The organism is Stappia sp. (assembly GCF_048261845.1).
GTDB lineage: Bacteria > Pseudomonadota > Alphaproteobacteria > Rhizobiales > Stappiaceae > Stappia.
On sequence record NZ_JBLXFR010000003.1, the window covers coordinates 97836 to 121983 of the forward strand.

A 24148-nucleotide genomic window follows, 5' to 3' on the forward strand; every position below is an offset into this window, starting at 1 on the left:
CCGGTCAGCTCATCACCACGTTGGCGGCGGATTCGGGCAGTTCCTCGCCGAAGCAGCGCTGGTAGAACTCGGCCACCAGCGTGCGTTCCATCTCGTCGCACTTGTTGAGGAAGGTGACGCGGAAGGCAAAGCCCAGGTCCTGGAAGATCTCCGCGTTCTCGGCCCATGTGATCACGGTACGCGGGCTCATCACCGTCGACAGGTCGCCGTTGATGAAGGCGTTGCGGGTCATGTCGGCGAGACGGACCATGCGCGAGACGGTCTTGCGACCTTCCTCGTTCTGGTACTGCCTGGCCTTGGCCAGCACGATCTCGACCTCGTTGTCATGCGGCAGGTAGTTCAGCGTGGTGACGATCGACCAGCGGTCCATCTGGCCCTGGTTGATCTGCTGGGTGCCGTGATAGAGGCCGGACGTGTCGCCGAGGCCGACCGTGTTCGTCGTCGAGAACAGGCGGAAGGCGGGATGCGGGCGGATCACCCGGTTCTGGTCGAGCAGGGTCAGGCGGCCGGACACTTCGAGCACGCGCTGGATCACGAACATCACGTCCGGGCGGCCGGCGTCGTATTCGTCGAAGACAAGGGCGATGTTGTTCTGCAGCGCCCAGGGCAGGATGCCATCGCGGAATTCGGTGATCTGCTGGCCGTCGCGGATGACGATGGCGTCCTTGCCGACCAGGTCGATACGCGAGATGTGGCTGTCCAGATTGACGCGCACGCAGGGCCAGTTCAGCCGTGCAGCGACCTGCTCGATATGGGTCGACTTGCCGGTGCCGTGATAGCCGGTGACCATGACGCGGCGGTTGTGCGCGAAGCCCGCGAGGATCGCCAGGGTGGTCTGCCGGTCGAACAGGTAGTCGGGATCGAGGTCCGGCGTATGGGGGCTCGGCTCCTTGTAGGCGGGAACCGTCAGGTCGCTGTCGATGCCGAAGGTCTCGCGAACGGAGACGGTGGTGTCGGGCAGGTTGTCGGCGGGCAGGGTCGTGTCAGTCATTTGTCCTCCGCTGGCCCGCCGGGCGACGGGGTCCGCGATCGCATGCAGATTACGTCCGCGCCGGCGGACGGGATTTCGAACCAGACCCTATTGCCAGAGCCCGGCCCGGCCAAGTGAAAACGCCTCGTCGCGATCGGCGTTGGCGTAAACGCGCCGGGAAAGGGCCTCCCCGCGACAGGAGACCGCGGTCACCGGGCGAACCGGTTGCGGTCGGGAAACTCGGGAGACATCCGATGTCATAGCGCATCGGCGCCAAGCTGCAAGCCCGGTTCGGGCCGCGGCTGCGTTCCCCGGCTAACAGAAGCCGGCTTTCTTCAGCAGCGAATAGGCGTTGATGATCTCGCGCAACCGGTCCTCCAGCGAGCGGTCGCCGCCATTGGCGTCGGGATGCAGCCGCTTGACCAGTTCCTTGTAGCGGGTCTTGATCTCGCCATCGCGGACGTGATGGGGCAGGCCGAGCGTGTCGAAGGCCCGCGCTTCGAGCTGCTTGAGCTTGGGCGCGCGCGCGCCGCTGCTTGAAGACCGTGCCCGGCCCCGACCGGCGCGGGCCTCGGCGCGGGCGCGGGCCGCCTGCTGCGGGTCGGTATCCGACCACGCCGCGCCGTTGGCGGCCTTGGCGTTGACGCCCATCTTCCAGGTCGGCCGATGACCGGTCAGCGCGTCGCGCTGGTAGGCGCGGGTCTGGTCGTCGTCCATGCCGGAGAAATAATTGTAGGTCTTGTTGTACTCGCGCACATGGTCGAGGCAGAAATGATAGTACTGGCCGTCCGCGTGCCGGCCCTTCGGCGCGCGATGGGTTCCCGCCTGCGTGCAGCCCTTCCATTCGCAGGCCTGTTCGCAGACGAACTCCTCCTCGGCGCGGGCGCGCCTGGATGATATGCGGATCCGGTCGAAAATGTCCGAAGTCACCGGTCTGGGTCCGTTTTCCTTTGGCCGCGGTCGCTGACAGCGCTGCTGGCGCCGGGATGATCCGCATAAATAGGGGGACGTTGCATGGTTCGGCAAGCTCTTGACGGGGGCAAAAAGTCTGTCACATGGAAAGCATGAGCATCAAGCAACAGATTGAGCGGCAGCTGACGGAGGCGTTTTCGCCGGCGAGCCTCGAGGTGATCGACGAATCGGAGCGTCATCGTGGTCACGGTGGATGGCGCGAAGGTGGCGAAACCCACTTTCGTGTCCGCATCGTTGCCGCAGCGCTTTCCGGGATGGGCCGTGTCGCCCGGCACAGGGCGATCAACGACTGCCTGAAGCCGGCGTTCGAGGCCGGCGTCCACGCGCTGGCGATCGAGGCACGGGCCCCGGACGAGCCCGATCCGCGTGGCGGCGGGCGCGCGTCGCTGGGGTGAAACAGGCGGCGGAGAACGTCCGCCGGCTTGCGTTCAGTTGCCCGGCATCACGGTCGGCGCCGGTGGCGGCAGCGGCGTCGCCCCGGCGGCGACGGCCGATTTCACCGAGCCTGCCACGTCCTTCGACAAGGGTGTGATCTTCAGCCGGGTCACCCGGTTCTTCTCCCGCTTGAGCACGGTGAAGCGATAGCCGTGAAAGGTGAAGGCCTGGCGCTCCTCCGGGATCATCTGCGCCTCGTGGATGACCAGGCCGGCGATCGTCGTTGCCTCGTCATCCGGCAGTCGCCAGTCGACCGCGCGGTTGAGGTCGCGGATCGGCACGCTGCCGTCGACGATGATCGAGCCGTCGGGCTGCGGGCGCACGCCGGCAAGCTCGACATCGTGCTCGTCGGAAATCTCGCCGACGATCTCCTCCAGAATGTCCTCCAGCGTGACGAGACCCATCACCTCGCCATACTCGTCGATGACCAGGGCGAAATGTGCCTTGCGCTTGAGGAAGGCGTTGAGTTGGTCCTGCAGGCTTGTCGTGTCGGGCACGAACCAGGGCGGCGAGACGAGCTGTTCCAGGTCGAGCCGGCTGGCGTCGCCTCCGGCCTTTGCCAGAGCGCGCAGCAGGTCCTTGGCATGCAGCACGCCGATATAGTTGTCGGTCTGCCCGCGCCAGAGCGGCAGCCGCGTGTGGGGGCTGTCGAGAGCCTCCTGGATCAGCTTCTTCGGGTCGTCGTCGGCATTCAGCGTGTTCATCTTGGTGCGGTGGACCATCACATCCGAGACTTCCAGGTCGGCAAGGTCGAGCAGGCCGCCGATGCGGTCGCGCTCCGCCTTGACCAGCCCGCCTTCCAGATGTTGCAGGTCGACCGTGCCGCGCAGTTCCTCGTGTGCCGAGAGCACGTTGCGGTTCTCCGAGACGTCGACGCCGAAGACCCGCAGGATCGCGCGGACGATCACCTCGACCCCCATGACCACCGGTGCGAACAGGATGACGACGACGCGCACCACCGGCGACACGGCGATGGCGAAGCGGTCCGGATTGGAGATCGCCCAGGTCTTGGGCAGGACTTCCGAGAAGATCAGCACCAGCGCGGTCATCACCAGCGTGGCGTAGACCACGCCTGCGTCGCCGAAGACGTTGAGCAGGACGTTGGTGGCCAGCGCGGAGGCCAGGATGTTGACGAGGTTGTTGCCGAGCAGCAGGGCGCCGATCAGCCGCTCCCTCGCGAAAATCAGGCGGCTGACCACGGCTGCGCGGCGTTCGCCGCCCTTCTCGAGCTGCAGCATGCGGGCGCGGGACGCGGCCGTCAGTGCTGTCTCGGAGCCGGAAAAGAAGCCGGACATCGCCAGCAGCACGAGGATCGCGAGAATGGAAAGCCACAGGCTGGCATCAGTCATGTGTCGTCTCGCTTGGTCTGCATTTTCCGGCATGACGGGGGCGGTCCGCCCCGGGAAAACGCGGTCAATCAGAAAACCGGGGTCGTCCCCACGGGCCGTCCGGGCAAATCCCCGCCACTCCTTTCACCAGGAAGGGCGGGTCGTTCGTCAGGCACCCCGCGTGAGTTCGTCGGTCAGGAAGCCGTGAAGCCGCACCGGATCGACCCCGCGCTCGACATAGGCTTCGCCGATACCACGCACCAGAACGAAGGTCAGGGCACCGCGGCTCACCTTCTTGTCCTGCGCCATGATATCGAGAAACGTGTCGGCTGGCGGCATCTGTCCCGGGATATCCCCGATATGGGTCGGCAGTCCGACGGCGGCAAGATGCGCCGCAACGCGGGCGCAGTCGTCCTCGCCGCAAAGGCCGAGCGTCCTTGAGAAGTCGAAGGCGAGCCGCATGCCGATGGCCACGCCCTCGCCATGCACCAGACGGGCGCCGTCATAGGCGACGATGGCCTCCAGGGCGTGACCGAACGTGTGGCCGAGATTGAGCAGGGCCCGCTCGCCGGCCTCGAACTCGTCCGCCGCGACAACCCGGGCCTTGGCCCGGCAGGAGGCGGCGATCGCCTCCTCGCGCTCGGCGCCGCCGGCAAAGACCGCCTGATGGTTTGCTTCCAGCCAGGCGAAGAACGGGGCATCGCCGAGCAGTCCGTACTTGACGACTTCCGCGTAGCCGGCGCGGAACTCGCGCGGGCTCAGCGTGTCGAGGACGGCCGTGTCGGCGAGCACGAGCACCGGCTGGTGAAACGCGCCGATCAGGTTCTTGCCGTGGCGCACGTTGATGCCGGTCTTGCCGCCGACGGAACTGTCCACCTGGGCCAGCAGGCTTGTCGGCATCTGCACGAAGGGCATGCCGCGCCGCACGCTCGCGGCAACGAAGCCGGCGAGGTCGCCGACAACGCCGCCGCCAAGGGCGAGGATCGCGTCGCCGCGCTCCAGCCGCGCCTCGAGCACCCGGTCGCAGACCGTCTCGAAGACGTCGAAGCGCTTGCTGGCCTCGCCGGGCGGCAGCAGGATCGAGACGAAACCGATGCCGGCTGTCTCCAGCGAATCCTGCAGGGCGGATAGATGATGGCCGGCGACGGTCTCGTCGGTGACGACGGCGACGCGGGCGCCGGGCAGGACCTGCGCGATGCGCGCGCCGGCATCCGGCACGAGATCGCGGCCGATCAGGATATCGTAGGACCGGGGGCCGAGATCGACGGCGACCGTTTGCACGGCGATGTCATCTGTGTGCGGATCTGCAACCTGTGTCATCGGGTCCCTTGTGGTCATGGCGTTTCGGCCCCGGCCGGGGCCGTGGCGGATTCCGGGGCGAGGCCGAGATGCTGCTCCAGCGCCTCGACGATGTCGACGACGACGGCCTCGTGCGGCACGTCGCGCGACCAGATGGCGACATCGGCCAGCGCATAGAAGGGCTCGCGGTCGGCCAGCAACCGGCGCAGGACCGCTTCCGGGTCCGGGGCGTTGAGCAGCGGCCGGGTCGGCTTGCGGCGCACGCGGTTCATGATCAGGCCGAGCTCGGCCCGCAGCCAGACGGCGATGCCGGCGCCCCGGATCTCGTCGCGCGTTTCCGCACTCATGTAGGCGCCGCCGCCGGTGGCGAGCACCTGCGGTCCGCTCTTCAGCAGCCGGGCGATGACGCGCTGTTCCCCGGCGCGAAAATAGGGCTCGCCGTGTTGTTCGAAAATCTCCGGGATCGTCAGGTTGGCGGCTGCCTCGATCTCGGTGTCGGCATCGACGAAGGACAGGTCGAGCGCCTGTGAAAGCCGCCGTCCGACGCTCGACTTGCCGCAGCCCATGATGCCGACCAACACAATGGAGCGCCGGCCCAGCCGCTCGACAAGCCTGGCGGCTCTCGCCTGCTCGATGATTTTCGGAACCGCGGACATCGGATCGGCGCTCTCCCCTCGCATCCCATCGCTTTGCCCTTCTCCGGACCCGATAGTCAAGCCTTGCCGGGTCGCGGGCACCATTTCCCCGACGTACCGTCACGCCTGCGCGCTTGCATGGGGGTGGCGGCTTGTCCGATAAGGGAGGACCATTGATCAAACCGACAGGGGCGAACGCCGGTCCCATGCCCACGCTTACCCGCCTGCTGCTTGTCCTCCTGGCCCTTGCCGGTATCGGTACCGGCACGATCTATGCGCTTGGAACCCTTGTGGAGCCGGATCCGCGCGAGATTACCGTGCGGCTCAGGATGGACGGGTTCGGGCGCTGATTGCCGATGGACGGTGTTCCGGCAGCGGGAGACAGGTGAATGGCGGGCGACGGGCTCCTCCTGGAAGGGTTCCTGGAAATGCTGTCGGCCGAACGCGGCGCGGCCGAAAACACGCTCGAGAGCTATCGCCGCGACCTTGAGGACTTTTCAGGTTTCCTGAACGGCCGGAAGGCGTCACTTGCAGGAGCTGACAAGGACGCGGTCACCGCCTACCTGTCGCATCTGACGGCGCGGGGCTTTGCCGCCAGTTCGCAGGCGCGTCGGCTTTCGGCCCTGCGCCAGTTCTACCGCCATCTGTTCACCGAGGGCATTCGCGGCGACGACCCGACCCGCACGGTCGCCACACCCAAGCGCCGCGCCGCGCTGCCGAAGGTGCTGGGCATCGAAGAGGTCGACCGGCTGCTTGGCGCGGCCCGCGAGGCAACGCTGGTCGAGGCGCCGTCGCCGGCGGCCGCGCTCAGGGCCCTGCGCATGCATGCGCTGCTCGAGGTTCTCTACGCCACGGGTCTGCGTGTCTCGGAGCTCGTCTCCCTGCCCCTGTCGGCGGCGCTGCGCGACGAGCGGTTGATCGCCGTGACGGGCAAGGGAAACAAGGAGCGTCTCGTCCCTCTCAGCCAGGCATCGCGCGCGGCGATGCGGGCCTATGTGGCGCGCCGGCGCGGCGAGGGGGTCTATCCGCAAAGCCGCTGGCTGTTCCCCTCGCACGGGGAAAGCGGCCATTTCACCCGTCAGGCCTTCGCCCGCGACCTGAAGGAGCTGGCCATGTCCGCCGGGCTCGATGCGGGCATGCTGTCGCCGCATGTCCTGCGCCATGCCTTTGCCTCGCATCTCCTGCAGAACGGCGCCGACCTGCGCGTCGTGCAGCAATTGCTCGGCCATGCGGACATCTCGACGACCCAGATCTACACCCATGTGCTGGATGAACGCCTCGCCGCGCTTGTCGAGAGCCACCATCCGCTGGCCGGTCCGGGATCGAAGGGCTAAGGGCCGGAAACGCCGGCCCTACCGGGGCATCAGGACCCAGCAGTCGAAGTCCAGAACGACGCTCTCGTCATAGGCGCCCTCCGCGTCGAGGAGCGGGAAGTCGTGACAGGGCCGGTCGCGGGTCGCGATCATGCGCAGGCGCACGGCTCCGACATCCTGACGGCCGGAGATCGACGCGGTTTCCAGGACCTGCGACCAGGCGAAGACCGTGTCGCCGGCAAAGAGCGGTGCCACGTGTCGCCCGGCGTTGATTCCGGCGAGATGAAAGGCGTTGCCGAGACCGTTGAACGACAGCGCCCGGGCGATCGAGATGACGTGGCCGCCATAGATCAGGCGGCGGCCGAAGCGGCCCTGCCCTTCCGTGAACTGGTTGAAATGCACCTTGGCCGTGTTCTGGTAAAGGCGCGTGGCGATCTGGTGCTCGGCCTCCTCCACCGTCATGCCGTCGACATGGTCGATGCGTTCGCCGACCGCGTAATCGCCGAAGCGGTGCGGCGCGCCCGAAAGGCCGTCGTCCCAGGCTTGCGGGTCGATCAGCGGGCAGGCATCGCCCAGCCCGTCCGGGTCGATCGCCTCGGGAAGGTCCGGCACCACCGGGTCCGGCGCGGGGCTGGCCGGATCGCGCTTCTTCACCATCACCCAGCGTACATAGTCGAGCACTTCGGTGCCGTCCTGCTTGTAGCCGGTGGAGCGCACATAGACGACGCCCGTCCTGCCGTTGGAGTTTTCCTTGATGCCGATCACCTCCGACACGGCCGACAGGGTGTCGCCGGGATAGACGGGGGCGAGGAAGCGCCCGCCGGCATAGCCGAGATTGGCGACCGCGTTGAGGGAGATGTCCGGCACCGTCTTGCCGAAGACGATGTGGAAGACGAGGAGATCGTCCACCGGCGCCTGCGGATAGCGGATCGCGGCGGCGAAGGCGTCGGAGGACTGGACGGCGAAGCGCGAGCCGTAGAGCGCCGTGTAGAGCGCCACGTCGCCGGTCGTCACCGTGCGCGGGGTCGCATGGCGCAGCACCTGGCCGACGCTGAAATCCTCGAAGAAATGTCCCGAACCGGTCTTGCTCACGCGCACTCTCCCCTGCCGTTCTGCCGCGGTGCTTTCGCGGGTGCAATAAGACAGGTTGGCGACGCAGCACGCAAGCGCGACCTTGCGGTGATGCGATGCAGGACGCCCGCGGGCCGCTTCATCGCTGGACGTCGCGTCGGCTTGCGCATAGGTTCTGCCGCCAGTCACATGAGGCCTGCGGATCGACGCAGGGCCGGCAGGAGACATGGCGAACAGGACGTGGCGAACAGGACGGATGACGACAATGGCACCTGACACGGACGGACCGGCGGCGACCGCATTTCCGCAGGAGTTGCTTTCCGGATATCGCGGCTATCTGGACAACGCGCATCGGGCGAGCCGCCCCGACTACGAGCGACTGGCGCTGTACGGCCAGCAGCCGGAGGTGATGGTCATCTCGTGCTGCGACAGCCGCGTTACTCCCGAAGGCATTTTCAGCGCCGGGCCGGGTGAGCTTTTCGTGGTGCGCAACGTGGCCAATCTCGTCCCGCCCTATGCGCCCGACAACGACTATCACTCGACCAGCGCGGCACTCGAGTTTGCCGTCCAGGCGCTCAAGGTACGCCACATCGTCGTGATGGGTCACGGCCAGTGCGGCGGTGTGAAGGCCTTCCTCAACCAGGACGCCGCCCCGCTGTCCCCGGGCGATTTCATCGGCAAGTGGATGACGTTGCTGGAGCCGGCGGCGGAGTTCCGCTGTCTCAAGATCGAGCGGGACGACGATCCTCAGCTGGCGCTGGAATATGCAGGGGTGCGCCAGTCGCTCGTCAACCTGCGCAGTTTTCCGTGTGTCCGCATCCTGGAAGAGAAGGGGCGCCTGGCGCTGCATGGCGCCTGGTTCGACATCGGCTCGGGCGAATTGCGCCTGCTCGACCCGCAAACCGACCGCTTCAACACCGCATCGGCGCTGCCCGACCCGGCTTCCGCCGACTGACGGGCGCGTTGGAAATCGCGACATGGCATTGCGCGCCGGATTGAATTTTTTCCGGAGTTGTCCAGATAGGCGGATTGCGTGATGTCCTGTATCCGGCGCCCTCATGCGGGCTCCGGGTGCCGGTTTGTTGGGGGACGTGATGGGTGAAACGCTGGCGATCGCATTGACGAACCTCGGTTCGCCGATGGTGCTGTTCTTCGCGCTGGGCGCCGCAGCGGCGCTTGCGCGGTCCGATCTGGCGTTGCCCGAGGCCGTCGCCAAGGCGCTGGCGCTCTATCTGATGCTGGCCATCGGCTTCAAGGGAGGTGTCGGCGTCGCCGCTCATGGCCTTGACCTTGGCCTTGTCGTGACGCTTGTCGCCGGAGCGGTTCTGTCCGCCTTCGTGCCGCTCGTCGCCTTCGTCCTGCTGTCCTGGATGTCGTCCCTGCCGCGTGTCGACCGGGCGGCCGTGGCGGGCCACTACGGTTCGATTTCCATCGTCACGCTGGTGGCGGCGAGCGAGACCGTCCGGGGCCTGGGGCTTGCCTACGAGGGCTATATCGTCGCCGTCGCGGCGGTGATGGAGACCCCGGCCATCCTGGTCGCCTTGTGGCTCGCCTCGCGCGGCGATGGCCGCCGTCCGGCGGACGAGGACCATGGAGGCGGGCTTTTCCGCGAAATCGCCCTGAACGGTTCCGTTGTCGTGCTGATCGGCGCCTTCGTCATCGGCATGATCACCGGCGAGAAGGGCCTTGCGGACATCGCGCCCTTCATCGTCGATCCGTTCAAGGGCATCCTGTGCCTGTTCCTGCTCGACATGGGGGTGATCGCCGGGCGCGGGTTGCGCTCCGGATATCGCAGCATGACCCCGGGTGTGATCGGCTTCGGCCTCCTGATGCCGCTTGTCGGCGCGGCGATCGCGACACCGGTCGCCTGGCTCGCCGGATTGTCGGCCGGCGGTGCCGCGCTGCTGATCACGCTGACCGCGTCGGCGTCCTATATCGCGGTGCCGGCAGCGATGCGCATCGCGCTGCCCGAGGCGCGCCCGGCCGTCTATCTGACGCTGTCGCTCGGCATCACCTTCCCGTTCAACCTGACGCTCGGCATTCCGCTCTACGCGGCCATCGGGCAGTTGCTCGCATCATGAGGGGGTGGCGGTCATGAAGACCTACGCGAAGAAGCGGATCGAAATCATCGTCGAGGCGCCCGTGCAGGATCGCCTCACTGCCCTGCTCGACCGGCTGCAGGTCACCGGCTACACGGTGCTGCCGGCGCTTGGCGGACGGGGACGCGGCGGCGAGTGGAGCCGCGAGGGCATGGTCGGCGAGGCCGGACGCATGATCGTCATCGTCTGCATCCTGTCGGCCGAGCGCGCCGACGAGGTCATGGACCAGATCTTCGCCATGGTTGCACGCCAGGCCGGCATCGTCTCGGTGTCGGACGTTCAGGTGGTGCGGCCGGAGCATTTCTGAGCGCGCCGTCGCGGCATGACGGCGCGCGCCGGGGCTTACTTCACGCCTTCCAGGTTGAGGCTGACGAGACGGCCGGTGTCCTTGGCCATGTGCGGCAGGTAGGCCTGCGAATAGTCGTCGAGAGAGCTGTGCTCCGTCTCGCGCCAATCCCAGCGGCGGGTTGCGGAGAACCCGACCTCGCGCAAGGCGGCGGACAGCGTTTCCTCGTCGAAGGCGACCTTGTGATAGTCGTACTGGTCGCGCTGGCCGCCGACGAGCAGGCCCATCACATGCGGCAGGCCGAAGTCGTTCGAGGTGTCGAGGTAGAGTTCGGCGGCGGCGCGGAAATCGGGCACAGCGATGCGCAGCACGCCGCCGGGCGCCAGCACCCTGCACCATTCGGCGAGCACGGCCTTGTATTCGTTGCGGCCGAAATGCTCCAGCACGTGGCAGGCATAGATGAGCCGCACCGTTCCGTCCTCGATGAAGGAGAGGTCCTCGACCGGACCGATGCGGTCGACATGGGGATAGTCGAGGGCATCGACATGGTAGAAGCCGGGAATGTGCTTCACGCCGCAGCCGAGATGGAGCTTTTCGATTGTCATGATGGTCTGTCTGCCTTGCCGTCGGCGCCCAGTTCGGCGCGATTGTCGAGATACCAGCGCACGGCCTGGCGGATGCCGTCCTCCAGGGAAATGCGCGGGCTCCAGCCGAGTGCCGCCAGGCGGCCTGAATCCATCAGCTTGCGCGGGGTTCCGTCCGGTTTCGACGTGTCGAAATGCAGGTCACCGGCAAAACCGGTCTCGCGGGCGACCAGCCGCGCCAGGTTTCCGATCGAGATTTCCTGTCCTGATCCGACATTGATCGGCGCGTCGCCGTCATAGGCGTGAAGCAGGAAGACGATCGCGTCCGCGAGGTCGTCGACATGCATGAACTCGCGCAAGGGGGTGCCGCTGCCCCAGATCTCGACCTGCGGGCTCGCCGCTTCCTTCGCCTCGACGAACTTGCGGATCAGGGCCGGCAGGACATGGCTCGTCGCCAGGTCGAAATTGTCGTTCGGTCCGTAGAGATTGGTCGGCATCGCCGACACATAGGACAGGCCGTGCTGCTGGCGATAGGCCTGGCACAGGTAGACGCCGGCGATCTTGGCGATCGCGTACCACTGGTTGGTCGGCTCCAGCGGCGCGGTCATCAGCGCATCCTCGCGGATCGGCTGCTCGGCGAACTTCGGATAGATGCAGGACGAGCCGAGGAACACCAGGCGCCGGACGCCGGAAGCGGCCGCCGCGCCGATGACATTGGTCTGGATCCGCAGGTTGTCCTGAAGGAAGTCGACCGGCTGTTCGGCATTGGCCAGGATACCGCCGACCCGTGCGGCGGCGAGGATCACCGCGTCGATCCGCTCACTGGCGAAGAACGCGGCCACCGCGTTCTGATCGGTCAGGTCGAGCTCGCGGCGGGTGCGGGTGACGATTTCCACCGGTTCCGATGCAAGCCGCCTGCAGATGGCCGAGCCGACCATGCCGCGATGACCGGCAACGAAGATCCGCTGTGTGCCGGTCTCGCCGTCGCTCATGCCGGATTGCCCGCTCATTCCTCGCGCCCGTAGGCGCGGCGCGCATGGCGCTCGACACTGAGAAGTTCGAGATCGGCGTCGACCATCTCGTCGACCAGATCCTCGAAGCCGGTCATGTGGCTCCAGCCGAGCCTTTCGCGTGCCTTGGTCGGGTCGCCGAGCAGCAGGTCGACTTCGGTCGGGCGGAAATAGGCAGGATCGATGGCCACCAGCAGGTCGCCGGTCTTGCGGTCGCGCCCGGTTTCCTCGACCCCTTTGCCCGACCAGACGATCTCGCGGCCGAGCCGGCTGAAGGCGCGCTCGACGAATTCGCGAACGCTGTGTGTCTCGCCGGTGGCCAGCACGTAGTCGTCCGGCTCGGGCTGTTGCAGCATCCGCCACATGCCTTCCGCATAGTCGCGGGCATGACCCCAGTCGCGGCGCGCGTCGATATTGCCGAGATAGAGCGACTTCTGCAGGCCCAGCTCGATCGCCGCGACCGCGCGGGTGATCTTGCGGGTGACGAAGGTTTCGCCGCGCAGCGGGCTTTCGTGGTTGAACAGGATGCCGTTGCTGGCATGCATCCCGTAGGCCTCGCGGTAGTTCACCGTGATCCAGTAGCCGTAGAGCTTGGCAGCGGCGTAGGGCGAACGCGGGTAGAACGGCGTCGTCTCGCTCTGCGGGGTCTCGCGGACCTTGCCGTAAAGCTCCGATGTCGAGGCCTGATAGAGGCGGCAGGTCTTTTCCATGCCGAGGATGCGCATTGCTTCAAGCAGGCGCAGCACGCCGATCCCGTCGGCATTGGCGGTGTATTCCGGCGTTTCGAAACTCACCATGACGTGGCTCTGGGCCGCGAGATTGTAGATCTCGTCGGGGCGGATCTCGGCCACCAGGCGGATCAGCGATGAACTGTCGGTGAGATCGCCGTAATGCAGGACGAAACGTCCGTTGCCCTCATGCCGGTCATGGATGAGCGGATCGATCCGGCCGGTGTTGAAGGAAGAGGAACGACGTTTGAGCCCGTGCACCTCGTAGCCCTTGTCGAGCAGCAGGCGGGCCAGATAGGCGCCATCCTGTCCGGTCACGCCGGTGATGAGCGCGCGGCGGGGTGCAGTCATGTCTCGTCCCTGTAAAGATCCGGCCCGGATAGGCCGCGTGATCGTTCCTCCTACTGCACAGGGCCCGGCAGGGCAACCGGTGAGGCATCAACTTGCCGCTCGCTCTGTCGAAGCCGGTGCCCGATCGGTGTTTTTCGGCCGGCTTTAGCCGCAATAGGCGAATTTGTCGGGCTGGACCTTGAGCAGCGCGTCGCGGAGCTTCTCCAGCGCGCGGCTTTCGATCTGCCGCACGCGTTCCTTGGAGATGCCGAGCTTCCGGCCGAGCGCTTCCAGCGTTTCGCCGTCTTCGCTCAGTCGCCGCTCGCGGACGATGCGCAATTCGCGCTCGCTGAGCACGCCAAGTGCCGATTCCAGCCAGCGGGAGCGGCGTTCGGTGTCGATGGCGCCGCCGACCATCTCCTCCGGCAGCGGATCATCGGAAACGAGAAAATCCTGCCGGTCGGCGCTGGTGCCGTCGGATTCCACGAGCGGTGCGTTGAGCGAGGTGTCCGGGCCCGACAGGCGCGCGCTCATCGTCGCCACGTCGTTGACCTTCACCCCCATCGTCGTCGCGATCTTCTCGACGAGCTCGCTTTCGCTGATGCGGGTCGTGCCGCTCGACAGCTTGGCACGCAACCTGCGCAAGTTGAAAAACAGCGCCTTCTGCGTCGAGGACGTTCCGCCCCTGACAATCGACCAGTTGCGCAGGATGTAGTCCTGAACAGAGGCGCGAATCCACCAGGTCGCATAGGTGGAGAAGCGCACCTCGCGCTCAGGCTCGAAGCGGGCCGCCGCCTCGAGCAGGCCGATATGCCCCTCCTGGATGAGGTCGCTCATCGAAAGGCCGAAATTGCGGTACTTGGCGGCAACGGCGATGACGAGCCGCATATGCGCAAGGCTCAGTCGCTCGAGCGCCGCCTCGTCGCCCTTGTCGCGCCAGTCGAGGGCGAGTTGATGTTCTTCCTCGCGACTGAGATAGGGGGCGTTCATGGCCGCCCGTACGATCTGACGACGGTTTCCCGAAAGGTAGCTCACGGTGTAGACCTCCGCGCCTTGGGATCCGGACATCGCCACTGCGGCGCCGGAGCCGATCCTTCAAGCGTGCCCGGTCAAGCTGCTGCCGGTACCCGCTTCCATTCGTCATCTGATACGATACCGGCGGCGTTTCGGTTCACGTCGTCTGCCGGTCTGCCGCCGTCCTGCCGCCATCGGGGCGGTATCGGGCTCCGGTCGCGGCAGCGTCCAGATGCCCAGCATGACTCGCAAGCCCGATTGGAACCAATACAAGTTTGCGTCATTCGCGATAAGTTTACCTGATCGGGTTCCTGGCGGCCAACCGGGCGCGGGAAAAGAAAAGGCCCGGCGCATGTCGCGCCGGGCCTTTGAACTGCAGGTGCTGCGCCGCGGCCGAAGCGGCCGCGAGCGGAATGTCAGGCGGCTTCGGTCTGCTCGCCGTCCTCGTCCTGGGCAGCTGCGGCGGCGGCTGCCGCCTCCGCGGCGGCCTTGCGGCTCGCGGACTTGGCAAGGTTCTGCTCGATCTGGCGGATCGCCTCCGTATCGGAGCACTTGTTGACCGCGGCGATCTCGCGCGACATGCGGTCGAGTGCGGCCTCGTAGAGCTGACGCTCGGAATAGGACTGCTCGGGCTGGCTTTCCGACCGGAACAGGTCGCGGACCACCTCGGCAATGGCGATCAGGTCGCCCGAATTGATCTTCGCTTCGTATTCCTGGGCGCGGCGGCTCCACATGGTGCGCTTGACGCGCGGACGTCCGCGCACGGTCTCGAGCGCCTTCTTGACGAAAGCGGTATCCGCCAGCTTGCGCATGCCCACGGTTGCAATCTTGGCAACCGGCACACGCAGCGTCATCTTGTCCTGTTCGAAATTGATCACCAGAAGTTCAAGCGCGTATCCCGCGACGTTCTGTTCCTCGATTGCGGTGATCTGTCCAACGCCGTGTGCCGGGTAGACAATGTATTCACCAGTCTTGAAACCCTGTCTCTGCGCGGTCTTCTTCATCGTTGTTGCCATACGCCTATGCTACTCCTGCGCAGTTGCGGCCAGAAGCCGAATGGTGACGCCGGGGCGGCGTCGACCTGTCTACGGAGAAACGCACGTCCGCCAGCTCGTGGTCCACCACAAGCCGCCGGAGTCCGCTATTCGATGATCAGCCGACCGAACTCTAGCCTCGGATTCAGATCCTGGAGGGATGCCGCCTCCCTTCGCGGGAGGCGAAGGGTCCGCAACCATAAAAAAACCTCCGCTCGGAGGGGGAGACCGATGGTTCGATTACTGAGGAAAAGACTGTACCACAAAACTTGTGGATTTCCAAATATTGCAGCGCGGCCACGCACGACGCAGCGTCACCGCGGCCATGGCGGCCGCGATGCGGACGGGGACAGGCTCCGGGCGCCCGGAGCGGTCCGTCGGTTTCAGTCGCCGCTGCCGGGTTCGACCGAAAAATACTCTTCGTACTTGTTCGGCTTGCCGTCGAACGCTTCGGCTTCGGGCAGCTGCTCCTTCTTGACCGTGATGTTCGGCCATTTGGACGCGTACTCGGTGTTGATCTCGAGCCATTTCTCGAGACCCGGCTCCGTATCGGGCTTGATTGCGTCGGCCGGGCATTCCGGCTCGCAGACGCCGCAATCGATGCATTCGTCGGGATGAATGACGAGCATGTTCTCGCCTTCATAGAAGCAGTCGACCGGACAGACTTCGACGCAATCGGTGTACTTGCACTTGATGCAGTTGTCCGTGACGATATAGGTCATCGCAGTCCTCTCGCGGCAGTCCACCCGCTGCCGGTATCCGGCAGGCGGACGGTGCCCAACACAGTTCTGGCCTGGAGATCGGTCCGTTGCGCGGGGGGAAGGCGGGCGCAGCGGTCTGGCATCCGGGCAGGTCGTGGAAACTGGGTAACGGGTTTGCCAGCCCGCTTCAAGTTCGGAATATGTTGTCAATCATAGTACCCGGAGAACAATTTTCTCCTTCGCAGCGCGCAGGCGGGCGCGGTCCCGTGCAACGCCGGCCGCCGAATTTCGATGTCGTTTCCTACTCGTCGCCGCGTAACCGGTCGAGTTCGCGCCGCTGCCGCTTGGTCGGACGGCCGCTGCCGGGCTCGCGCCGGGCGGGTGCCGGCAGGTCGGCGCCAATCGTCGCAGCGGCACGTCCGGCCGGCGTCGCGGCATCTTGCGGGGACGTTGCGGCGGACGGGTCGGGCCGGGGTTGCAGGTCCTCGTAGAGCTGTTGGGCCTCCGGTGCGGGGCCGCGTCTGGCGCCCGGCGCTTTCACACGCAGCAGCCGCACATGGCCCGCCACCGCGATGGTCAACACATCTCCGGCCCGCACCAGCTTGGCAGGCGCGGTGGTCTTGTCCCGATTGACCCGCACATGCCCGCCGCCGACCAGCTTCTGCGCCAGGCTGCGCGACTTGACGATGCGGGCAAACCACAGCCACTTGTCGAGACGCTGGGGGGGACCATGCGCCGCGCCGGGTGCCGTTTCCGCATCCGGGCCGGGATCCTCGTCGCTCACCGTCCTCGCGCCTCCGCCATCCGGAGTTGCCGGCTCCGCCCGCGACGGAGCACGGCCGTCAGGTCTTGGGCTTCTTTTCGCCCGGCTTCTTCTCGAGATCGGCCTTCAGGGCAGCCAGCTTGGCAAAGGGCGAATCCGGATCGATGGCGCGTTCCGGCTTCGGTCCGCGTCCCCGGTTGCCGTCGGCCCTGTTGTTCTCCGGCCTTGGCCGCTCGCCGCGATTGCCGGGACCCTTGGGGCCGCGTGGCGCGCCGCGCTGGTCGCCGCCACGCCCCTGCTCCGGCCGGCCGTTCTGGCGGTTGCCGCCCTTTCCGTGACCGCGTCCCTTGCCCGCGCCACGGGGTGCCTGGCTTTCGCCTTCCCGTTCAGCGCCATCGCCGCGCCGTGTCCGCTGGCCGGCAGCCTGCGGGCGCCTGTCGCGGCGTCCCGGACGCCAGATCTCGATGGTGACGGTCTCCATGACCACATCGGGTGTGGCGGGGGATGCGTCATCCGCTCCGGCTTCGGCCTTCCCGCTTGCCTCGGCGTTGCCGGTTTCGGCGTCAAGCTCGGTGCGTGTCGCCGGGGGCTCGGCCTGTTCGTCCTGCGCGGTGGCGGCCGGCGTTGCCTCGGCTTCGGCGGCGGCGACCTCGGCGACGAGCGTCTCCGCGACGGGAGGCGCATCGGCCAGCGGTTCGGCGGCAACCTGAACGGCGCCCTCTTGCGGCGCGTCGTCACCGCCGGGCCCGGCATCGGCGGGCGCGGCTTCGACCGGCACCGGGCGCTGGATCTCGCGGGCCTCGACCCGGTATCCGAGTGATTTCAGCACGGCGGAGAAATCTTCGCCGGCGCAGCCGAGCAGCGAGGTCATCGCCACGGTGACGGTGAACCCGCCGCCCTCGGCAATCGCCCCTTCCGGGGGTTCGACACTGGCGTCGAGCGGCTTCCAGGAAAGCAGCGGCCGGATCAGGTCGGCGAGCCGCTCGAGAATGTCGATGCGCACCGCGCGCGGGCCGCAGACGCGGAAGCCGACGACCTTGTAGAGGTCCTTCGAGATCTCCGGATCGACGGTGATCGAGGTGCGTCCCGACGCCGACAGCTGCGGCAGCTCGGCAAGGCCCGGCATGTCCGGGGTGCCGTGCTTCAGTGCCCAGAGCTGCGCCAGCAGGCGGCTCGGTGCCGGCTTCAGCAAGGCGGGCACGAAGATGTGGTAGGCGCCGAAGCGCACGCCAAGGCGGCGCAGGCCGGCGCGCATGGTCTGGTCGAGCTGGCGCACGTCCTCGCCGATCTCGGAACGCTCGAGAATGCCGAGTGCTTCCACCAGACGGAAGGCGACGCCGCGCGCGAGGCCTTCAAGCCCCTCGCCCGTCTCCAGGTCGCGCAGCGGCTTCAAGGCCGTGTCGACATGGGTCTTCAGCCACAGGGTCAGGCGCTGGTCGACCTTTTCCCGGTCGGCCGGCTCCAGCGTTTCCTCGCAGAGCAGGATGAGGCCCGGGGCCAGCACGCTTTCGCCGGGGATCACCCGGGCGACGATTTCGCCGTGCCAGCGCAAGGCGCCGTCGGAGGCGAGGGCGAAGTCCTCGTTGGGACTGCGCGACAGCCTGTCGGCCCGCTGGGTCAGCTCGCTTGCCAGTGCCTTTTGCGCAGCGGCGCGCAAGGCCTTGACGTCGGGTCCGTCCGCGGCCGGGTCCGGCGCAAAGCGGAAGCCCTGTAACTGGCCGACATGCTGTCCTTCGACAAGCACGTCTCCTGCCGATGTGATTTCCGCTTCAAGCATCGCATTCTCTCTCAGCCGTCGCATCAATACGCTGGTCCGTCGGTCGACGAAGCGCTGTGTCAGCCTCTCGTGCAAGGCATCCGACAGACGGTCTTCTACGCCGCGCGTCACGCCTTGCCAATGGGCGGGATCCGCAAGCCAGTCGCTGCGGTTGGCAACAAAGGTCCAGGTGCGGATGTGCGCCATCCGGTTGGACAGGGTGTCGATGTCGCCGTCGACACGGTCGGCATAGGCCACCTGGCGGGCGAACCACTCGTCGGGAACAGTGCCGTCGCGGGTCAGGTGGCCGTAGATTCCGGCGATCAGGTCGGCATGGTTGGCCGGCGCGATCTTGCGGTAGTCGGGCACCTGGCACACGTCCCAGAGCAGGCGCACCCGCTCCGGCGTCGTGGTCACGCGGCGGATCGCCTCGTCCCGCACGGCATGGTCGAAGGCGGTTTCGTCGGCCGACGGCGGGGAGCGCGTCAGCCCCTGTTCGCGCGGCGGCTCGTCGAGCGAACGGCGCAACGTCTCGATCTGCGAGAAATCGAGCGCCCGGTTGCGCCACTGCAGCACTTTCAGCGTGTCGAAGCGGTGCGCCTCCAGTGCTTCCACCAGTTCGTCGTCGAACGGATCGACGCGGCCGGTGACGCCGAAGGTGCCGTCGCGCGTGTGCCGGCCGGCGCGGCCGCCGATCTGGCCCATCTCCGCCGGCGTCAGCATCCGGTACTGGTAGCCGTCGAACTTCCGGATGCCGGCGAAGGCGATGTGGTCGACATCGAGATTGAGGCCCATGCCGATCGCGTCGGTGGCGATCAGGTGCTGGACGTCGCCGTTCTGGAACAGCTCCACCTGGGCGTTGCGGGTGCGCGGGCTGAGCGAGCCGAGCACCACCGCTGCGCCGCCGTGCTGGCGGCGAATCAGCTCGGCGATCGCGTAGACCTCGGAGGAGGAAAAGGCGACGACGGCGGAGCGCGCCGGCAGGCGGGTGATCTTTTTCTGCCCCGAATAGGTCAGCATCGACATGCGCGGTCGGGTCACCACGTTGAGGCCCGGCAACAGGCGTTCCAGCAGCGGGCGGGCGGTCGCCGAACCGAGCAGCAGCGTTTCCAGCGTGCCGCGCATGTTGAGGATGCGGTCGGTGAAGACGTGGCCGCGCTCCAGGTCGCCGGCAAGCTGGACCTCGTCGATGGCGACGAAGTCGGTGCGAAGGTCGAGCGGCATCGCCTCCACGGTCGACACCCAGTAGCGGGCGCCGGCGGGAATGATCTTCTCCTCGCCGGTGACCAGCGCCACCTTCTCCTCGCCGATGCGGGCGGTGATGCGGCCGTAGACCTCGCGCGCCAGAAGGCGCAGCGGCAGGCCGATGACCCCGCTCTCGCGGGCGATCATCCGTTCGATGGCGAGATGCGTCTTGCCGGTGTTGGTCGGCCCGAGAACGGCCGTCACCGTCCGCGCACGCACGGAGGGCGGCAACTGCGCAGGGAAATCCTGCTCCGAAAGGGGCTGCGAACGTGAGGATTGGACCATTGTCTGGCGACGACGCTGTGCGGTTCCTGGCGACGGCGATACACGGTCCGGCGCGGGAGGGTGCGGCGGATCGCTGGCGTGTGCCGGCGGGCCTTGGCCTTGCCGGCGAGCAATGCCTTGTCTGGTAGCACAGACAGCGCCGGGCTGTCGCGCCCTCTTTTGCGACGCTCCGCAACCCTGGCGGGCACCGGCGGTCCCGGGCCGCCACGGGCGAATCGGACGCGTCGCCGAGCTGTGGTCCGGCCTGCGGGGCGGGGTTTCGGAGGGAGAACAGAACGAGTCCTGAACAAAGCCGGACCGAATCGACGACCTGCAGGGATTCAGGTTTCGTTCCCTACGACATGTTGTGTCCGGGCGGGAAGGCATGGCGAAATCGTGAATCGGCTCAATATCTTGGCCGGGCGCTGCCGCCGATTCGGCCGGGTGCGCCGGCCCGGCAGGATGTTTCGATAAGGTTAACCGGATGAATTGATTTCTATCGGTGGCGTTAACGTTTCGGCGAAACCGGGAACGAAGCCTGTCCGAATCGCTGATACGGCAATGTTTTTGTTTTGTTCCTGCGAGATGTTGTGCTTCCCTGCCACCATGCGTCCGTATGGTGGACGCGGATTCGATCGGGTCTTGCGCGCTCGCATAACGGATTTACCGCTGCGTGCCATTCTGGCACGTCGAACGGCCAGGCAGGCCGGGCAGAGGATGCGCCTATGGCCATGTCCGCCTGCTGCCACCTTCACATGCGGGGCTCTGGCCGCTAGAAGGCGGTGACGTTGAGGCACTGACGGGGGATGTGTTGCCCGGCAGTTTGAGGAGGGGTGCATTTGGCCATTCGCAAGATACTTGTCGCCAACCGGTCCGAGATCGCGATCCGCATTTTCCGTGCGGCGAACGAGTTGGGCATGCGTACGGTTGCAGTCTATGCCGAGCAGGACAAGCTGGCGCTGCACCGGTTCAAGGCTGACGAGGCGTATCAGATCGGACGCGGACCGCATCTTGCCGAGCCGCTCGGCCCGATCGAGGCCTATCTGTCGATCCCCGAAATCATGCGGGTGGCAAAGGCCGCGGGCGTGGACGCGATCCATCCCGGCTACGGCTTCCTTTCCGAAAGTCCCGAGTTCGCCGAGGCCTGCGCCGAGGCCGGCGTCATCTTCATCGGCCCCTCTCCGGAGACCATGCGCCGGCTTGGCAACAAGGTGGCGGCGCGCAACCTGGCGATCGAGGCCGGCGTTCCGGTGATGCCGGCGACCGATCCGCTGCCCGACGACATGGCGGAAGTCCGCCGCCAGGCCGCAGCGATCGGCTATCCGGTGATGCTCAAGGCCTCCTGGGGCGGCGGCGGACGCGGCATGCGCGTCATCCGCGACGAGGAGACGCTCATCCGCGATGTCGACGCGGCCAAGCGCGAGGCGAAGGCCGCCTTCGGCAAGGACGAGATCTATCTGGAAAAGCTGGTCGAGCGCGCCCGCCATGTGGAGGTGCAGATCCTTGGCGATGCGCATGGCAATCTCGTCCACCTGTTCGAACGCGACTGTTCCATCCAGCGCCGCCACCAGAAGGTGGTCGAGCGGGCGCCGGCTCCGTATCTGTCGGCCGAAGAGCGCACGCGGCTCAGTGACTATGGTCTGAAGATCGGCCGCGCCTCGGATTATCGCGGTGCCGGCACCGTCGAGTTCCTGATGGATGCGGACACGGGCGACTTCTATTTCATCGAGGTCAATCCGCGCGTCCAGGTCGAGCACACGGTGACGGAGGAAGTCACCGGCATCGACATCGTCAAGGCGCAGATCCGCATCGCGGCCGGCGCGATGATCGGCGATGCCGGCTCGGGCGTGCCGGCACAGGGCGACATCCGCCTCAACGGCCATGCGCTGCAATGCCGGATCACCACCGAGGATCCGGAACAGAACTTCATTCCCGACTATGGCCGCATCACCGCCTATCGCGGCGCCACGGGCTTCGGCATCCGGCTTGACGGGGGCACGGCCTATTCGGGCGCGGTGATCACCCGCTTCTACGATCCCCTGCTGGAGAAGGTGACGGCCTGGGCGCCCTCGGCGGAAGAGGCCGCGCAGCGCATGGACCGGGCCCTGCGCGAGTTCCGCATCCGGGGCGTTGCCACCAATCTCGTCTTCCTGGAAAACGTCATCGGCCATCCGGATTTCCGGGCGAACAGCTACACCACGCGGTTCATCGACGAGACGCCGGCCCTGTTCGAGCAGGTCACCCGCCGCGACCGGGCGACGAAGCTCCTCACCTATATTGCCGACGTGACCGTCAACGGCCATCCGGAGACCAAGAACCGGCCGCGTCCGGCGCAGGACGCCCCGGTGCCGCGCGCGCCGATCTACGACGGCGAGGTGAAGAAGGGCACGAAGCAGCTTCTCGACGAACTCGGGCCGTCGGGGTTTGCCGACTGGATGAAGGCGGAGCGGCGCGCGCTCGTCACCGACACGACCATGCGCGATGCCCACCAGTCGCTGCTGGCCACCCGGATGCGCACCTTCGACATCGCGGCGGTGGCGGAGGCCTATTCGCGCGGGCTGCCGCAGCTCTTCTCGCTCGAATGCTGGGGCGGGGCGACCTTCGACGTGGCCATGCGCTTCCTCACCGAGGATCCGTGGGAGCGGCTCAGGCTGGTGCGCGAGCGGGCGCCCAATGTCCTGTTGCAGATGCTTCTGCGCGGCGCCAACGGCGTCGGCTACGCGAACTATCCCGACAATGTGGTGCGCGATTTCGTCGCCCGCGCTGCGGAGAACGGGGTCGATCTCTTCCGCGTCTTCGATTGCCTCAACTGGGTGGAGAACATGCGCGTCTCGCTCGATGCGGTGATCGAGGCGGACAAGCTCTGCGAAGGCACGATCTGCTACACGGGCGATCTCAATGACAGTGCCCGGCCGAAATACGACCTGGCCTATTACGTCAGGCTGGCGAAGGAGCTGGAACGCGCCGGCTGCCACATCCTCGGCGTCAAGGACATGGCCGGGCTGATGAAGCCGGAGGCGGCGCGGCAGCTCTTCACCGCGCTGAAGCGCGAGGTCGGCCTGCCGATCCATTTTCATACCCACGACACGTCGGGCATTTCCGCCGCGACCGTGCTGGCCGCCGTCGAGGCCGGGGTGGATGCGGTCGATGCCGCGATGGACGCCTTCTCCGGCCTCACCTCGCAGCCGGCGCTGGGCTCGCTTGCCGCTGCCCTTCGCGACGGGCCGCGCGACACCGGGCTCGATCCGAAGGTGATCCGCGAGATCTCCTTCTACTGGGAGGCGGTGCGGGCCCAGTACCGGGCCTTCGAAAGCGATCTCAAGGCGCCGGCCTCGGAGGTCTACCTGCACGAGATGCCCGGCGGCCAGTTCACCAACCTGAAGGAGCAGGCGCGCTCGCTCGGCCTCGAGACCCGCTGGCACGAGGTGGCGCAGGCCTATCACGACGTCAACATGATGTTCGGCGACATCGTCAAGGTGACGCCCTCCTCCAAGGTCGTCGGCGACATGGCGCTGATGATGGTGGCGCAGGGGCTGTCTGTCGCCGATGTGCTGGCGCCGGACAAGGACGTCGCCTTCCCCGACAGCGTGGTGCAGATGATGCGCGGCGATCTCGGCCAGTCGCCGGGCGGCTGGCCGGCGGACATCCAGGCGCGGGTGCTGAAGGGCGAGAGCCCGATCACCGTGCGTCCGGGTTCGCTGCTTGCCGATGACGATCTGGAAGCGCGCCGCGCGGAGGCCGCCGAGAAGATCGGCACGGAGGTCGGTGATGCCGACCTTGCCTCCTATCTCATGTATCCCAAGGTGTTCACGGACTTTGCCGCCGCCCGCGATCTCTACGGTCCGGTCAGCGTGCTGCCGACCCCGGTCTATTTCTACGGGTTGCCGGCCGGCGAGGAGATCATGATCGACCTGGAGCCCGGCAAGACGCTTGTGGTGCGCACCCAGGCCGTCGGCGAGACGGACGAGAACGGCGAGCGCAAGGTGTTCTTCGAGCTGAACGGCCAGCCGCGCATCATCAAGGTGCCCGACAGGGCGCATGGCGCGGCCGGGGCGGCGGCGCGGCGCAAGGTGGAGGCAGGCAATGCCACCCATGTCGGCGCGCCGATGCCCGGCGTCATCTCCACGGTCGCGGTGAAGGGCGGGCAGAGCGTTGCCGCCGGCGACGTGCTCGTCTCCATCGAGGCGATGAAGATGGAGACCGCGCTGCATGCGGACCGGGCCGGCACGATTGCGGAAGTGCTGGTGACGCCCGGACAACAGGTCGACGCGAAGGACCTGCTGGTCGTCTTCGAGGCAGGCGGGGACTGAG

At 66.9% G+C, this 24148-nt stretch carries 22 protein-coding genes; 8 read left to right on the top strand and 14 right to left on the bottom strand.

Annotation, left to right across the window (positions count from 1 at the left end):
- Window positions 1-4 precede the first annotated feature (4 nt).
- The gene (cobS, locus tag ACN0T5_RS02735) at window positions 5-991 is read right to left on the bottom strand and encodes a cobaltochelatase subunit CobS (protein WP_417767083.1); all 987 of its coding nucleotides are present in this window, start codon (window positions 989-991) and stop codon (window positions 5-7) included.
- A gap of 294 nt (window positions 992-1285) precedes the next feature.
- Window positions 1286-1900 carry a J domain-containing protein gene (locus ACN0T5_RS02740; protein ID WP_417767084.1) on the bottom strand — a complete coding sequence of 205 codons (615 nt, stop codon included), beginning with the start codon at window positions 1898-1900 and terminating at the stop codon, window positions 1286-1288.
- A 134-nt stretch (window positions 1901-2034) separates the two neighbouring features.
- Between ACN0T5_RS02740 and ACN0T5_RS02745 the strand changes: the two genes are divergently transcribed.
- A complete protein-coding gene (locus ACN0T5_RS02745; RefSeq protein ID WP_417767085.1) occupies window positions 2035-2337 on the top strand; it encodes a BolA family protein in 303 nt (100 codons plus the stop codon).
- A gap of 33 nt (window positions 2338-2370) precedes the next feature.
- Here the strand turns inward: ACN0T5_RS02745 and ACN0T5_RS02750 are convergent, their stop codons facing one another.
- The 3 genes from ACN0T5_RS02750 to ACN0T5_RS02760 all read right to left on the bottom strand — a co-directional run bounded on the left by ACN0T5_RS02750 (window position 2371) and on the right by ACN0T5_RS02760 (window position 5660).
- The gene (locus ACN0T5_RS02750; protein WP_417767086.1) at window positions 2371-3726 is read right to left on the bottom strand and encodes an HlyC/CorC family transporter; all 1356 of its coding nucleotides are present in this window, start codon (window positions 3724-3726) and stop codon (window positions 2371-2373) included.
- Window positions 3727-3873: 147 nt separating this feature from the next.
- A complete protein-coding gene (gene aroB, locus ACN0T5_RS02755; protein ID WP_417767087.1) occupies window positions 3874-5025 on the bottom strand; it encodes a 3-dehydroquinate synthase in 1152 nt (383 codons plus the stop codon).
- A 14-nt stretch (window positions 5026-5039) separates the two neighbouring features.
- Window positions 5040-5660 (bottom strand): shikimate kinase, encoded by a 621-nt coding sequence (locus ACN0T5_RS02760; RefSeq protein WP_417767088.1) that lies wholly within the window; start codon window positions 5658-5660, stop codon window positions 5040-5042.
- A 185-nt stretch (window positions 5661-5845) separates the two neighbouring features.
- On the opposite strand from ACN0T5_RS02760, the gene ACN0T5_RS02765 reads away from it, so the two are divergent.
- Both ACN0T5_RS02765 and xerD read left to right on the top strand, forming a co-directional pair.
- Window positions 5846-5989: a hypothetical protein gene (locus ACN0T5_RS02765; protein ID WP_417767089.1), complete on the top strand. Its 144-nt coding sequence runs from the start codon at window positions 5846-5848 to the stop codon at window positions 5987-5989.
- Between the two features lie 39 nt (window positions 5990-6028).
- Entirely contained in the window at window positions 6029-6973 is a 945-nt protein-coding gene (gene xerD, locus ACN0T5_RS02770) for a site-specific tyrosine recombinase XerD (RefSeq protein ID WP_417767090.1), read from the top strand.
- Between the two features lie 18 nt (window positions 6974-6991).
- Here xerD and ACN0T5_RS02775 read toward each other — a convergent pair whose 3' ends face one another.
- Window positions 6992-8044, bottom strand: a complete 1053-nt coding sequence (locus tag ACN0T5_RS02775; RefSeq protein WP_417767091.1) for a MaoC family dehydratase — start codon at window positions 8042-8044, stop codon at window positions 6992-6994.
- A 244-nt stretch (window positions 8045-8288) separates the two neighbouring features.
- On the opposite strand from ACN0T5_RS02775, the gene ACN0T5_RS02780 reads away from it, so the two are divergent.
- The 3 genes from ACN0T5_RS02780 to ACN0T5_RS02790 all read left to right on the top strand — a co-directional run bounded on the left by ACN0T5_RS02780 (window position 8289) and on the right by ACN0T5_RS02790 (window position 10429).
- On the top strand, window positions 8289-8978 hold the full coding sequence (locus ACN0T5_RS02780) for a carbonic anhydrase (RefSeq protein WP_417767092.1): 690 nt from the start codon (window positions 8289-8291) through the stop codon (window positions 8976-8978).
- Between the two features lie 139 nt (window positions 8979-9117).
- Complete coding sequence (locus tag ACN0T5_RS02785; protein WP_417767093.1) at window positions 9118-10104, top strand: sodium-dependent bicarbonate transport family permease; 987 nt, start codon at window positions 9118-9120, stop codon at window positions 10102-10104.
- A gap of 13 nt (window positions 10105-10117) precedes the next feature.
- A complete protein-coding gene (locus tag ACN0T5_RS02790; RefSeq protein WP_417767094.1) occupies window positions 10118-10429 on the top strand; it encodes a DUF190 domain-containing protein in 312 nt (103 codons plus the stop codon).
- 35 nt (window positions 10430-10464) lie between these two features.
- On the opposite strand, the gene ACN0T5_RS02795 is transcribed toward ACN0T5_RS02790, so the two are convergent.
- The 8 genes from ACN0T5_RS02795 to ACN0T5_RS02830 all read right to left on the bottom strand — a co-directional run bounded on the left by ACN0T5_RS02795 (window position 10465) and on the right by ACN0T5_RS02830 (window position 19804).
- Complete coding sequence (locus ACN0T5_RS02795; protein WP_417767095.1) at window positions 10465-11013, bottom strand: class I SAM-dependent methyltransferase; 549 nt, start codon at window positions 11011-11013, stop codon at window positions 10465-10467.
- Window positions 11010-12002, bottom strand: coding sequence for a GDP-L-fucose synthase family protein (locus ACN0T5_RS02800; RefSeq protein WP_417767096.1), 993 nt, complete (start codon window positions 12000-12002; stop codon window positions 11010-11012). Before ACN0T5_RS02800 ends, ACN0T5_RS02795 begins: the two co-directional genes overlap by 4 nt.
- The gene (gene gmd / locus ACN0T5_RS02805) at window positions 11999-13081 is read right to left on the bottom strand and encodes a GDP-mannose 4,6-dehydratase (protein WP_417767097.1); all 1083 of its coding nucleotides are present in this window, start codon (window positions 13079-13081) and stop codon (window positions 11999-12001) included. The genes ACN0T5_RS02800 and gmd overlap by 4 nt, the downstream gene beginning before the upstream one ends.
- A 144-nt stretch (window positions 13082-13225) precedes the next feature.
- Window positions 13226-14095 carry an RNA polymerase factor sigma-32 gene (locus ACN0T5_RS02810; protein WP_417767098.1) on the bottom strand — a complete coding sequence of 290 codons (870 nt, stop codon included), beginning with the start codon at window positions 14093-14095 and terminating at the stop codon, window positions 13226-13228.
- A 395-nt stretch (window positions 14096-14490) separates the two neighbouring features.
- Window positions 14491-15090: a CarD family transcriptional regulator gene (locus ACN0T5_RS02815; RefSeq protein ID WP_417767099.1), complete on the bottom strand. Its 600-nt coding sequence runs from the start codon at window positions 15088-15090 to the stop codon at window positions 14491-14493.
- Window positions 15091-15491: 401 nt separating this feature from the next.
- The gene (gene fdxA / locus ACN0T5_RS02820) at window positions 15492-15830 is read right to left on the bottom strand and encodes a ferredoxin FdxA (protein ID WP_417767100.1); all 339 of its coding nucleotides are present in this window, start codon (window positions 15828-15830) and stop codon (window positions 15492-15494) included.
- Window positions 15831-16110: 280 nt separating this feature from the next.
- Entirely contained in the window at window positions 16111-16593 is a 483-nt protein-coding gene (locus ACN0T5_RS02825) for an RNA-binding S4 domain-containing protein (protein WP_417767101.1), read from the bottom strand.
- 58 nt (window positions 16594-16651) lie between these two features.
- Window positions 16652-19804 carry a helicase-related protein gene (locus ACN0T5_RS02830; protein ID WP_417767102.1) on the bottom strand — a complete coding sequence of 1051 codons (3153 nt, stop codon included), beginning with the start codon at window positions 19802-19804 and terminating at the stop codon, window positions 16652-16654.
- 53 nt (window positions 19805-19857) lie between these two features.
- On the opposite strand from ACN0T5_RS02830, the gene ACN0T5_RS02835 reads away from it, so the two are divergent.
- Entirely contained in the window at window positions 19858-19986 is a 129-nt protein-coding gene (locus tag ACN0T5_RS02835) for a hypothetical protein (protein WP_417767103.1), read from the top strand.
- A gap of 690 nt (window positions 19987-20676) precedes the next feature.
- Complete coding sequence (pyc, locus tag ACN0T5_RS02840) at window positions 20677-24147, top strand: pyruvate carboxylase (protein ID WP_417767104.1); 3471 nt, start codon at window positions 20677-20679, stop codon at window positions 24145-24147.
- The last annotated feature ends 1 nt before the right edge of the window (window position 24148 follow it).